We start from the raw sequence: 11,805 nt of genomic DNA, 5'->3' as shown, positions 1-11,805 counted from the left end.
ATCTTGCTCGCACTCGCCCTAGCCCAAATCAATCCGACCGTCGGCGATATCGCCGGTAATCTTGCGCTGATCCGCAAGGCCCGCGCGGAAGCCGCCACCCAGAAGGCGGACCTTGTGGTCCTGCCCGAGCTGTGCCTGTCCGGCTATCCGCCCGAGGATCTGGTGCTGAAGCCTGCTTTCCTGGCCGCCTGTCGCAAGGCGATCGAGGATCTGGCCCAGGATACGCTCGACGGCGGCCCGGCCCTGCTGGTCGGCACACCGATGGAAGTCGACGGCGCCCGCCGGAATGTCGTCGTCCTGCTGGATGCGGGCGAGATCCAGGCTGTGCGTCTGAAGCATGACCTGCCGAACTATGGTGTCTTCGACGAAAAGCGCGTCTTTTCGCCAGGCCCCCTGCCGGGTCCGATCAGCTTCCGGGGTTATCGCCTGGGCGTGTTGATCTGTGAGGATCTCTGGAAACCCGATGTCGCAGAGGCCCTGGCTGAGACGGGTGCCGAGATCCTCATCGTCCCCAACGGCAGCCCGTTCGAGGACGACAAGGGCGACGAGCGCCTCTCGATTGCCGTGTCGCGCATCTTCGAAACCGGACTGCCGCTGGTCTATGTCAATCAGCTCGGCGGCCAGGATGAGCTGGTGTTCGATGGCGCGAGCTTCGCCCTAGACAATAACCGCAAGCTGGTCTGCCGCCTGCCGTCCTGGGCCCCCGCCGTTGCCACGATCAGTTTCGAGCGGTCGAGCGAGGACAAGCTGGTCTGCACCACGCCCGGCCCTATCGCTCCCGAACAGTCGGATGACGAGCAGCTGTATCAGGCCATGGTCTTTGGTCTTGGCGATTATGTGCGCAAAAACCGCTTCCCCGGCGTGATCCTCGGACTGTCCGGTGGTATCGACAGTGCCATTGCTGCTGCCATCGCCGTCGATGCCCTCGGTGCCGACATGGTGCGCGCGGTCATGATGCCCTCGCCCTATACCAGCCAGGAAAGTCTGGAAGACGCGGCGGCCTGCGCCAAGTTCCTGGGTATTCGCCTGGACGAGATCTCCATCGAACCCGCGATGGCGGCCTTCGACGGCATGCTCGCCCCCCTGTTCGAGGGGCGTGCCGCCGATATCACGGAAGAAAACATCCAGTCGCGCGCCCGTGGCCTGACCCTGATGGCGCTTTCCAACAAGCTGGGCCATATGGTGCTCTCCACCGGCAATAAGTCCGAGATGAGCTGCGGCTATGCCACCCTCTATGGCGACATGTGCGGCGGTTATGCGGTGCTGAAGGATCTCTATAAGACCAAGGTCTTCGACCTGTCGCGCTGGCGAAACGAAAATCGCGCGGAAGGCTTCAAAGGCCCCAAAGGCCCGGTCATGCCGGAACGCGTGATTACCAAGCCGCCCTCCGCCGAACTGCGCCCAGACCAGAAAGACGAAGACAGCCTGCCTCCCTACGACCGGCTGGATGCCATCCTGAAAGGCCTGGTCGAGCGGGAGAAGTCGGTCGCCGAGCTGGTCGCCGCTGGCGAAGATGAGGCGACTGTGCGTCGGGTTCGCCAGATGCTCGATCGCGCCGAATATAAGCGTCGTCAAGCACCACCGGGCGTGAAGCTTACCCGCCGGGCTTTTGGCAAGGAACGCCGCTATCCCATCACCAACGGCTATCCCGGCTAAAAGAAACCGCCCTTATGCAAGCTGTCTTCAATGTTGCGCTTCCGGTCTTCGGGCTGATCCTGGCTGGTTTCTTCGCAGCGCGACTCAAGCTTCTGGGCGGTAATTCCACTCAAGCGCTCAATCAGTTCGTCTATTGGTTCGCGCTGCCCTCGCTGCTGTTCCTGGTGATGTTCCGGGCGCCTTTGGAGCGGGTGGTCGATCCGGCCTTCCTCGTGCCCTTCTGCCTTCCGCTTGGAGTGATCCTGCTGCTGGTCTGGATCTGGGGCAGGCTGGCCTGGGGGCTGCGGCTTGCCGATCTGTCCGTCCAGTCGCTATCGGCGATCTACGCCAACGTCGGTTACATGGGTATCCCGCTGGTCCTTATGGCCTTTGGCGAAGAGGCGATGCCCTATGCCATCGCCGGGACCATCCTGACAGGTTCGATCATGTTCGGTCTCGGCATCATGGGGATCGAGATCGACCTGCGATCCAGTGATGGTTTCTTCAAGGCCATCTTCGGCGTGCTGAAAGTCGTCTGCCGCAATCCGCTGATGCTGGCGCCAGCCCTTGGGGCGGCCCTCGCCTATGGCGATGTCACTCTGCCGATCCCGTTGAAGAACTTCCTGGAACTGCTCGGCGCCGCCTCCAGCCCCTGCGCGCTGTTTGCGCTCGGCATGTTTCTGGCCGCTCAGCCGCTGGGCAACGAACTGCCCGAGGTCACCTGGCTTACGGCCTTGAAGCTGATCGTGGCACCGGTCGCAACCTTCATCACGATCCTGTTCCTGTCAGACTTCAACAGCCTGCCCGCCCAGGTGGCGCTGCTGCTGAACGCGCTTCCAACCGGGGCCGGAGCCTTCGTGCTGGCACAGCAATATGATAGGCTGGTTGCCCAGACGAGTGCGACGATCCTGGTTTCAACGATCCTGTCGGTGCCGACGGTAAGTCTGCTGATCGCGCTCTTTGCCCACTGATGGGCAGTCAGCGGTAATCGATCACGGAGCTATAATCCGAATAGACCATGATCATATCAACCGCCTCGCCATCGCGTGACAGCGGCAGATAGAGATTGGCATGTTCCAGGGCGGCTGCGAAGCGGCGCACCGGGATGGGGTATTCCATATGCAGGGGCGCCCGGCGGGCAACCACCGTATCATAGAGGCGCAGAACGGTCGCCAAAGGCGCGCCGTAAAAATGCGTTTCGACTGCATGGCCGGTAGGATTGAAACCGCGGGCTTCAACCTCACGTGTCCCAACCAGACGATAGCGATACCGCGGGCTGCCCGTCAGCACATCCACCAGCAGAACGGACGGCAGATCGACCGGCAGTTCCTCGGGGTGCATATCCTTGCGGCTGGGCATCAACCGTCCGACCGCTTCCGCACGCTGGCGCCAATGACGCAGGAGCAAAGCCGCCGGACTTCCATCGGTTGGCAGGGCGGTCTCGATTGCTACCGGCGGGAAAGGTCCGTCCACGTCTGACTTAACGCTCTGATTTTAACAAAATGTAGACAATCATTGTCACGCACCCTTTAACCCGTCAAGAAAAACCGAGAAAAGCAGCATGCCCCGTAACCCAATGATATTACTTAATATCGTTAGTTAATATAGATTCAATACTAATAAAATTAGTTGTAATACATATGTTTTTGACAATCGAAGATAACGATAAGCATGGTCAAACCGCGCTGGGGGGATTTACAGTTGCCCCACTACCCGTTGGTTTTTTAACCTCGCCCTCATGACAGAAGCAGCGAACACCATTCAGAAACCGCATCGCTCCAATCTGATCCCATCCGCCCTCGCACCAGAGGAACGTATGGGGTTTGTCCGCTCCATCTTCGAAGTCGTCTCGATCCGGCGGGAAGAACGCCTAAAGCGGGAGCGTGTCGAACGAACGCTTGAAGCTGCCGAACGCTTTCGTATCGAAGAGAAAAACAAAACCAAGGCCGCCCAGCCCGACACCCCCGCCCCAACCGGCCCGCAGCGCCTGAAGGGTGTCGCCGGACGGTTCGACGGAGCTCCCCAGCAGGCGGCAGGCAGATCGGGTCCGCGCCCGAAATTACCCCGACGCTCGTCGCCCATGCTGATCGTCCGCATCATGTCTGACTTCTATGAAACGTCGGAATGGTGCACCGGCGGTGTGGTCGTGCAGAAATACAACGGCGACCTGGAAGTCGGCATGTCCTTCAATGCGGCTTTCCGCTTCGACAAATCGGATCGCTGGTTCGATTGCCGCCTGTCAGTGGTTCGCCGGAACAAGCAGGACAAGTTTCTCGCGCTGTCCTTCGCCTCGCTCGAACGCGGCGCCTTCGCGTATCTGGAGCATGTGGTCGGCGCCCTGCCCGGCTGAGCCCGATAGTACGTCACCCAAAAGCCGGACGAAGCCCTGCTTCTTTCCGGCTTTTTTTCCGCCTTTCCGCCGGTTATGCCTTGGCGAATCTGTCGCACCGCGACAAAAAACTGCGACAATATTACCCAGAATTCGCCACATTTAGTGATGGCGCCCTGAGTCCGCCCCAGCTATCGTTTTTTTTGCCCGATTCTCTCTTAAAACGAGAATTAGAAGGCGAATAACGACTTGCGGCCGTTCGGCTGATAAAGGTCGAACGCAACAGGGGAACGGAAATGTCCAGCACAACGATGCAGTCGGGTGCTCCCGACAAGAAAGCAGAGCGTCGCGTCATTGTCGCGTCGTCTCTGGGTACGGTCTTCGAGTGGTACGATTTTTATCTGTACGGCTCGCTAGCCCCCTTCATCGCAGCCCAGTTCTTTTCCGGCGTCAATGAAACAGCAGCCTTCGTCTTCGCGCTGCTGGCTTTCGCCGCCGGTTTCGCGGTGCGCCCCTTCGGCGCCATCGTCTTCGGTCGCCTCGGCGATCTGGTCGGCCGCAAATATACCTTCCTCGTCACCATCCTGATCATGGGTGTGTCGACCTTTGGCGTCGGCCTGCTGCCGAACTACGCCTCGATCGGCATTCTGGCCCCGATCATCCTCATCATCCTGCGCCTGCTGCAAGGTCTGGCGCTCGGCGGTGAATATGGCGGCGCAGCAACCTACGTCGCCGAACATGCCCCCCATGGCAAACGCGGCCTTCACACGGCCTGGATTCAGACCACGGCAACGATGGGCCTGTTCCTGTCGCTGGTCGTCATTCTGTTCATCCGCAAGACGCTCGGCGAAGACGCCTTCAAGGCGTGGGGTTGGCGCATTCCGTTCCTGGTCTCGATCGTGCTGCTCGGCATCTCGGTCTGGATCCGTCTGAAGCTGGAAGAAAGCCCGACCTTCAAGCGCATGAAGGCCGAAGGAAAGCACTCCAAGGCTCCGCTGACCGAGGCATTCGGCCAGTGGCGCAACATGAAGGTCGTTCTCCTCGCCCTCTTCGGCGCGGTGATGGGTCAGGCCGTTGTCTGGTACACCGGTCAGTTCTACGCCCTGTTCTTCATGACCCAGACGCTCAAGGTCGATGGCGAAACTGCCAACTACCTGATCGCGGGCTCGCTGCTGATCGGCACGCCGTTCTTCCTGCTGTTCGGCTGGCTGTCGGATAAGATTGGCCGTAAGTGGATCATCATGGCGGGCATGGCCCTGGCCATCGTGACCTACTTCCCGATTTTCCAAGGCCTGACCAAGTTCGCCAACCCGGATCTGGCCGCCGCACAGCAAAACACCAAGACGGTCATTCTTGCCGACCCGGCCACCTGTAACTTCCAGTTCAACCCGGTTGGTACAGCGACCTTCACCACCGACTGCGACCGTGCCCGTGGTGCCCTGTCGCGCGCTTCGGTCGAATATACCAACGAAGCGGCTCCGGCTGGCACCCCGACGGTCGTCAAGATCGGCGCGACCACCATCCAGGGCTTCGACGCAGCTCAGATCTCCGCCGCTATCAAGGCCGCCGGCTATCCGGCCGCAGCCGACAAGGCAAAGATCAACTATGGCGCCACGCTGGCACTGCTCACGATCCTCGTGATCTATGTCACCATGGTCTATGGCCCGATCGCGGCCTTGCTGGTCGAATTGTTCCCGACCCGCATCCGCTATACCTCGATGTCGCTGCCTTACCATATCGGTAACGGCTGGTTCGGTGGCTTCCTGCCGCCGGTCTCCTTCGCCCTTGTGGCGATGACAGGCGATATCTACTACGGCCTCTGGTATCCGATCGTGATCGCCTCGATCTGCTTCGTGATTGGCGCGCTCTTCCTGCCGGAAACCAAGAACAACCGTATCGACGACTAACAGCTATCGGTAGCCTTCGGGCACTGGAGCGATAAACTCGGGGCGACGGGTCTGATGATCCGCCGCCCCGACCTTTATTCACGTCGTCGATCGTTGAGGAACGCCAAAGACAGATGGCGAGTATTGGACTGAGAACCGCCGCCGTGCGGCCGGGGGAACAGCGTCGGGTTATTCTGGCTGCGTCCCTGGGGACCGTGTTCGAGTGGTATGACTTCTATCTCTATGGGTCGCTGGCGATCTTTTTCGGCGCCCTGTTTTTCCCGCCGGGGAACGAGACAGCCGCTTTCCTGGCCAGCCTCGCGACCTTTGGGGCGGGTTTTGCCGTGCGTCCGTTCGGCGCGCTGGTTTTTGGTCGCCTGGGCGATATCGTCGGGCGCAAACACGCGTTTCTGCTGACCATCCTGGTGATGGGGGTTTCCACCGCCGCCGTCGGGTTGCTGCCCACCTACGACCAGATCGGTCTCTGGGCCCCCGCTCTTCTGATGCTGCTCCGCCTCGCTCAGGGGCTAGCCTTGGGTGGAGAGTATGGCGGGGCCGCCACCTATGTCGCCGAACATGCGCCCGCCGGGCGCCGGGGGCTGCATACGAGCTGGATTCAGACCACGGCAACGCTTGGTTTCTTCCTGTCGCTTGCCGTCATCTATGTCTGCCGTCAGGTGATTGGAGACGAGGATTTCAAAGTCTGGGGATGGCGCATTCCCTTCCTGGCCTCAGTGGCACTGCTGGCGATTTCAACCTACATCCGACTACAGTTGAAAGAGTCTCCCCTTTTTACCGAGCTCCAAGCTCAGGGTCGCACCTCGCGCAATCCCCTGACAGAGAGTTTCGCCCGTTGGAAAAATCTGAAGGGTGTTCTGATTGCGTTGCTCGGTGCAACCGCAGGCCAGGGCGTTGTCTGGTATACGGGCCAGTTTTATGCGCTGTTTTTCATGCAGAACACGCTGAAGATGGATTATGAGGCAGCCTATCCGCTGATCGCCTTTACGTTGCTGATGTCGACGCCGCTGTTCCTCTTTTTCGGTTGGCTCTCTGACAAGGTTGGGCGCAAGCCGATCATGATCGCGGGCTGTCTGCTCTGCGCGGCAACCTGCATTCCGATCTTCCAGTCGCTGACCCATGCCGCCAATCCGGCCTTGGCGCGAGCGCTCGCCATTTCGCCCGTCACGCTCATCGGAGGCGGCACCTGCACGACCTTTTATATGACCGCCCCGGAAACGCCCTGCGATATGGCGCGGGACTACCTGAGCCGGGCCGGGATCGGCTATCGCGTCGAACCGGGGGACGCGCTGGAGATCCGGATTGGCTCCAGATCACTGGCAGGCTTCAACGAAGAAGAACTCGAACATGCCCTGGCGGAGGCCGGTTATCCCGCCGTGGCCGACCCCAAACAGATCGACCGCCCGGCCGTAGTCGCCCTGCTGTCGCTGCTGATGCTCTATGTCGCCATGGTCTATGGGCCGATTGCCGCGTTTCTGGTCGAGCTGTTCCCCACCCGCATCCGCTATACCTCGATGTCCCTGCCCTATCACCTGGGTAATGGCTGGTTTGGCGGCTTTTTGCCCTTCATCGCCTTTGCCCTGGTCGTGCAGACGGGCGATCTCTATTACGGACTCTGGTATCCGATCGTGGTCGCGGTCTTCACGGTCGCGGTCAGTCTGATCGCCATTCGGGAGACAAAGGATCGGGACTTGGCCCGGTAGCGCTTGGCGTTCGGCCCCATGCACGCTATACCCTCCCGCAATCATGATTTAAGCGGGATTTGAGGGCGATGGCTGCATATCAATACGTCTATGTGATGAAGGGCCTATCGAAGATCTATCCGGGCGGCAAAAAGACGCTGGATAACATCTGGCTCTCCTTCCTGCCCGGCGCAAAGATCGGCGTCATCGGCCCGAACGGTGCCGGTAAGTCGACCCTGATGAAGATCATGGCCGGCCTCGACAAGGAATATGGTGGCGAAGCCTGGGCTGCCGAGGGCGCCAAGGTCGGCTATCTGTCGCAGGAACCCGAGCTCGACCCCAAGAAAACCGTGTTCGAAAACGTCATGGAAGGCGTCGCCGAGATCAAGGCGATCATGACCCGTTTCGAAGAAGTCAGCGCGCGCTTTGGCGAGGAGCTGACCGACGATCAGATGAATGACCTGATCGCCGAACAGGGCGAACTGCAGGAAAAGATCGACGCCGTCGACGGCTGGGATCTCGACCGTACCGTCGAAATCGCCATGGACGCCCTGCGCTGCCCGCCGGGCGATGCCGATGTGACCAAGCTGTCGGGTGGTGAGCGCCGCCGCGTTGCGCTCTGCCGTCTGCTGCTGGAAAAGCCTGACCTGCTGCTGCTCGACGAACCGACCAACCATCTCGATGCCGAAAGCGTCGCCTGGCTGGAACGCTTCCTGGCCGAATATAAGGGCACCGTCGTTGCCGTGACCCATGATCGCTACTTCCTGGATGAAGTCGCCGAATGGATCCTGGAAGTCGACCGCGGCACCGGTTACCCGTTCGAGGGGAACTACTCGGGCTGGCTGGAAGACAAGCAGAAGCGCCTTGCCCAGGAAGGCAAGCAGGAAGACGCCCGCCAGAAGACCCTGGAGCGCGAGCTGGATTGGGTGCGCCAGTCGCCCAAAGCCCGCCAATCCAAGTCCAAGGCGCGTATTTCCGCCTATGAGTCGCTGCTGGCCGAAAGCCTTGAGAAGGCACCGGAAACCGCGCAGATCGTCATTCCGCCCGGCCCGCGTCTGGGTGGCGTCGTGATCGAGGCGGAACATCTGCGCAAGGGCTTCGGCGACAAGCTGCTGATGGACGATGTGTCCTTCCGCTTGCCGCCGGGCGGCATCGTGGGTGTCATCGGTCCGAACGGTGCCGGTAAGACCACCCTCTTCCGCATGATCACCGGCTCGGAAAAGCCCGAAGAAGGCACCTTCAAGGTCGGCGAGACCGTGACGCTAGGTTATGTCGATCAGAGCCGCGATGCCCTCGACGCCAACAAGACCGTCTGGGAAGAAATCTCGGGCGGGGCCGATGAAATCGATCTGGGCCGCCGCAAGATGCCGAGCCGCGCCTATTGCGCGCTCTTCAACTTCCGTGGTCCCGACCAGCAGAAGAAGGTCGGCATGCTGTCGGGCGGTGAGCGCAACCGCGTTCACATGGCCAAGATGCTGAAGACCGGCGCGAACGTCCTGCTGCTCGACGAACCGACCAACGATCTGGACGTCGATACCCTGCGCGCCCTGGAAGAAGCCCTGTTGGACTTCCCCGGCTGCGCCGTGGTCATCAGCCATGATCGCTGGTTCCTGGACCGCATCGCCACCCACATCATGGCGTTCGAAGGCGACAGCCAGGTCGTCTTCTTCGAAGGCAACTATGGGGACTATGAGGCCGACAAGAAGCGCCGTCTGGGCGCCGACGCCGACCAGCCCCATCGCATCAAATACAAGCCGCTGGTCCGCAGCTAATTTCCAAGGAATAGAGAGACATGGGTTTCAACTGCGGCATCGTCGGCCTGCCGAACGTCGGCAAGTCCACACTTTTCAACGCCCTGACCGCCACCGTCGCGGCGCAGGCAGCGAATTATCCCTTCTGCACGATCGAGCCGAATACAGGCATCGTCGGCGTTCCCGACAAGCGCTTGGACAAGATTGCCGCCATCGGCAAGTCGGCCAAGATCATCCCGACTCAACTTGAGTTCGTCGATATCGCCGGTCTCGTCCGGGGCGCCTCCAAGGGTGAAGGTCTGGGCAACCAGTTCCTGGCCAACATCCGCGAAGTGGACGCCATCGTCCATGTGCTGCGCTGCTTTGAAGACGGCGACATCACCCACGTCGAAGGCAGCGTCGATCCTGTACGCGATGCCGAGACGGTCGAAACCGAACTGATGCTCGCCGACCTCGAGAGCCTGGAAAAGCGCGAGAACACGCTCTCCAAGCGCCTGCGTTCGGGCGACAAGGAAGCGACCGCGACTCTGGCCGTCATCAATCCGATCCTGGCAGCGCTGCGCGATGGCAAGCCCGCCCGCACGGTCAAGTTCGAGGGCGACGACCTCAAGATCGCCAAGATGCTGCAGCTTCTAACCGCCAAGCCGGTTCTCTATGTCTGCAACGTCGCCGAAGGTGAAGCAGCCACCGGCAATGCCTTCTCCGAGAAGGTCTTCGCAATGGCCGAGAAGGAAGGCGCCCGCGCCGTCATCATCTCCGCCGCGATCGAAGCCGAAGTGGCGCAGCTGAGCACGGATGAGGAAAAGAACGAGTTCCTGGAGACCCTGGGCCTTGAGGAAACCGGCCTCTCGCGCGTCATCCGCGTCGGTTACGGCCTGCTGGGTCTGCTGACCTTCTTCACGGTCGGCCCCAAAGAAGCCCGCGCCTGGACGGTTCGTGCTGGTGCCAAGGCTCCGGAAGCCGCCGGCGTGATCCACACAGACTTTGAACATGGTTTCATCCGTGCTGAAACCATTGCCTATGACGACTTCATCGCCTGCAATGGCGAAGCGGGTGCAAAGGAAGCAGGCAAGATGCGCCTGGAAGGCAAGGAATACCTCGTCAACGACGGCGATATCTTCCACTTCCGCTTCAACGTCTAGCCTTTCCTATCGGCTTTACGGGAGCTCAGTCCTCGATTGGGGACTGAGCTTTTTTTATGTGCGCGGCCGAGAATGTTGATAATAATTTATTACAATATAGATCATTACCCAATGTAATGACCTAAAACTATATTTATGTTTTTAATAAAACACCCGAATACTCGCGATTCTATTCGGATGTTATTAAATTTGATTGTGAGAAGAGCAAATGAAGACCAATTGGCTAATGGCGTTGCCCGCCATCACGATGGCAGCTTTCACGCAAGGCGCCAGCGCCCAGACCGTCACCATCGCCAGCGATCTCTGGTGCCCCTATATCTGCAGCGACAAAGCGAACCCAGGCGCGATCATCGAAGCCGCAGCCAAGGCCGTGGCGCTGAAGGGATACAAACTCGAGTTCAAGGAAATCCCCTATACCCGCGCCATTCAGATGGCCGAATATGGCGAACTCGATATCGTTGCGACCGTCGCCGAGGGCAACAATGGCAAACTACTGCAGAACGAGGTTCCCTTCGGCACCTCCGTCTATGGCATCGCCCAACGCAAAGGGGCGGGTCTGAAGCTTGATAGCGTCGCCGACCTCCAGGGCAAGAAACTGAGCGTCATTCCCGGCTATACCTATGGTACCGAGATCGACGCGATGATCACCGCCAATCCCAAGGCGTTTGACATCAATACCGGCGACGATCCGCTAAAGCAGATCTTCCTGAAGCTGGAGGCTAACCGCACCGATCTCGTGATCGACGATATCGTGGCCCTGAACCACCGCATCAAGAATGAGGGCTTTGCCGATAAGCTGGAGGTCAAGCCCGCCTCCAAGCAGATGCTGCCGCCTTTCAAACTCTTCTACGCCTTCGCCCCCACCAAGCCGACAACACCGGACTATATGAAGGCGCTTGATGATGGTCTGCGCAGCCTGAAGCAGAGCGGCGAGCTCACAAAGATCGCCGAGAAATACGCGATCATCCTCGAATAGGATCGCCCCTCACCAGGGCGTGGTGACGCAATTTGCCACGCCCCGTCTTCCTTCTGGCAGGGTCGCCCACCTCTCGACTATCTTCTGACCACATTTCCCCGCCAAGCTTTGGCAGATATTGGGGAAGCTGGCTTTGGATAAGGAAAAGATACCGATGGCCCTGCGCGCCGCACTCATTCTCTCTTCGCTGCTGCTGGCCGCCTGCGGCAGCTCGCAATATCTGATCAGCACGCAGAACGGCACGATGATCACGGCCTACAGCAAGCCCGAACTGGACAAGAAAACCGGCATGATGGAATATAAGGATGCCGATGGCCGCCGCGTCAGCATCAATAAGGATCAGGTCGTGCAGATCGTCGAACGCTGATCGGTTCGAAGATTGATCC

The 11,805-nt window shown here is 59.9% G+C and carries 10 protein-coding genes; 9 read left to right on the top strand and 1 reads right to left on the bottom strand.

Annotated elements, in window-relative coordinates; translation table 11 throughout:
- Positions 1-3 precede the first annotated feature (3 nt).
- Both ACFSM5_RS18310 and ACFSM5_RS18305 read left to right on the top strand, forming a co-directional pair.
- Positions 4-1,656 (top strand): NAD+ synthase, encoded by a 1,653-nt coding sequence (locus tag ACFSM5_RS18310; RefSeq protein ID WP_379878002.1) that lies wholly within the window; start codon positions 4-6, stop codon positions 1,654-1,656.
- Between the two features lie 14 nt (positions 1,657-1,670).
- The gene (locus ACFSM5_RS18305; RefSeq protein ID WP_379878001.1) at positions 1,671-2,606 is read left to right on the top strand and encodes an AEC family transporter; all 936 of its coding nucleotides are present in this window, start codon (positions 1,671-1,673) and stop codon (positions 2,604-2,606) included.
- A gap of 7 nt (positions 2,607-2,613) precedes the next feature.
- Here the strand turns inward: ACFSM5_RS18305 and ACFSM5_RS18300 are convergent, their stop codons facing one another.
- Entirely contained in the window at positions 2,614-3,042 is a 429-nt protein-coding gene (locus tag ACFSM5_RS18300; RefSeq protein ID WP_379878000.1) for a PAS domain-containing protein, read from the bottom strand.
- A 409-nt stretch (positions 3,043-3,451) separates the two neighbouring features.
- On the opposite strand from ACFSM5_RS18300, the gene ACFSM5_RS18295 reads away from it, so the two are divergent.
- The 7 genes from ACFSM5_RS18295 to ACFSM5_RS18265 all read left to right on the top strand — a co-directional run bounded on the left by ACFSM5_RS18295 (position 3,452) and on the right by ACFSM5_RS18265 (position 11,786).
- Positions 3,452-3,985 (top strand): hypothetical protein, encoded by a 534-nt coding sequence (locus ACFSM5_RS18295; protein WP_379877999.1) that lies wholly within the window; start codon positions 3,452-3,454, stop codon positions 3,983-3,985.
- A 275-nt stretch (positions 3,986-4,260) separates the two neighbouring features.
- Positions 4,261-5,871, top strand: a complete 1,611-nt coding sequence (locus ACFSM5_RS18290) for an MFS transporter (RefSeq protein ID WP_379877998.1) — start codon at positions 4,261-4,263, stop codon at positions 5,869-5,871.
- Between the two features lie 113 nt (positions 5,872-5,984).
- The gene (locus ACFSM5_RS18285) at positions 5,985-7,571 is read left to right on the top strand and encodes an MFS transporter (RefSeq protein WP_379877997.1); all 1,587 of its coding nucleotides are present in this window, start codon (positions 5,985-5,987) and stop codon (positions 7,569-7,571) included.
- 68 nt (positions 7,572-7,639) lie between these two features.
- Positions 7,640-9,322 carry an energy-dependent translational throttle protein EttA gene (ettA, locus tag ACFSM5_RS18280; RefSeq protein WP_379877996.1) on the top strand — a complete coding sequence of 561 codons (1,683 nt, stop codon included), beginning with the start codon at positions 7,640-7,642 and terminating at the stop codon, positions 9,320-9,322.
- A 20-nt stretch (positions 9,323-9,342) separates the two neighbouring features.
- Positions 9,343-10,443, top strand: coding sequence for a redox-regulated ATPase YchF (gene ychF, locus ACFSM5_RS18275; protein WP_379877995.1), 1,101 nt, complete (start codon positions 9,343-9,345; stop codon positions 10,441-10,443).
- A 208-nt stretch (positions 10,444-10,651) separates the two neighbouring features.
- Positions 10,652-11,419: a substrate-binding periplasmic protein gene (locus tag ACFSM5_RS18270; RefSeq protein WP_379877994.1), complete on the top strand. Its 768-nt coding sequence runs from the start codon at positions 10,652-10,654 to the stop codon at positions 11,417-11,419.
- Positions 11,420-11,573: 154 nt separating this feature from the next.
- Positions 11,574-11,786 (top strand): YgdI/YgdR family lipoprotein, encoded by a 213-nt coding sequence (locus ACFSM5_RS18265; RefSeq protein ID WP_379877993.1) that lies wholly within the window; start codon positions 11,574-11,576, stop codon positions 11,784-11,786.
- Positions 11,787-11,805 lie beyond the last annotated feature (19 nt).

It is taken from the genome of Lacibacterium aquatile (assembly GCF_042683105.1).
In the GTDB taxonomy this organism is placed as follows: domain Bacteria; phylum Pseudomonadota; class Alphaproteobacteria; order Elsterales; family Elsteraceae; genus Lacibacterium; species Lacibacterium aquatile.
Note: the sequence above shows the minus strand (reverse complement) of the source record. Positions and strands in the feature narration are given on the sequence as shown.

Excerpts from the sequence above, each read along its gene's own strand:
- ACFSM5_RS18295 (WP_379877999.1), top strand. The coding sequence starts at position 3,452 with ATGGGGTTTGTCCGCTCCATCTTCGAAGTCGTCTCGATCCGGCGGGAA.
- ettA (WP_379877996.1), top strand. The coding sequence starts at position 7,640 with ATGGCTGCATATCAATACGTCTATGTGATGAAGGGCCTATCGAAGATC.
- ACFSM5_RS18305 (WP_379878001.1), top strand. The coding sequence starts at position 1,671 with ATGCAAGCTGTCTTCAATGTTGCGCTTCCGGTCTTCGGGCTGATCCTG.
- ACFSM5_RS18290 (WP_379877998.1), top strand. The coding sequence starts at position 4,261 with ATGTCCAGCACAACGATGCAGTCGGGTGCTCCCGACAAGAAAGCAGAG.
- ACFSM5_RS18285 (WP_379877997.1), top strand. The coding sequence starts at position 5,985 with ATGGCGAGTATTGGACTGAGAACCGCCGCCGTGCGGCCGGGGGAACAG.
- ACFSM5_RS18265 (WP_379877993.1), top strand. The coding sequence starts at position 11,574 with ATGGCCCTGCGCGCCGCACTCATTCTCTCTTCGCTGCTGCTGGCCGCC.
- ACFSM5_RS18270 (WP_379877994.1), top strand. The coding sequence starts at position 10,652 with ATGAAGACCAATTGGCTAATGGCGTTGCCCGCCATCACGATGGCAGCT.
- ychF (WP_379877995.1), top strand. The coding sequence starts at position 9,343 with ATGGGTTTCAACTGCGGCATCGTCGGCCTGCCGAACGTCGGCAAGTCC.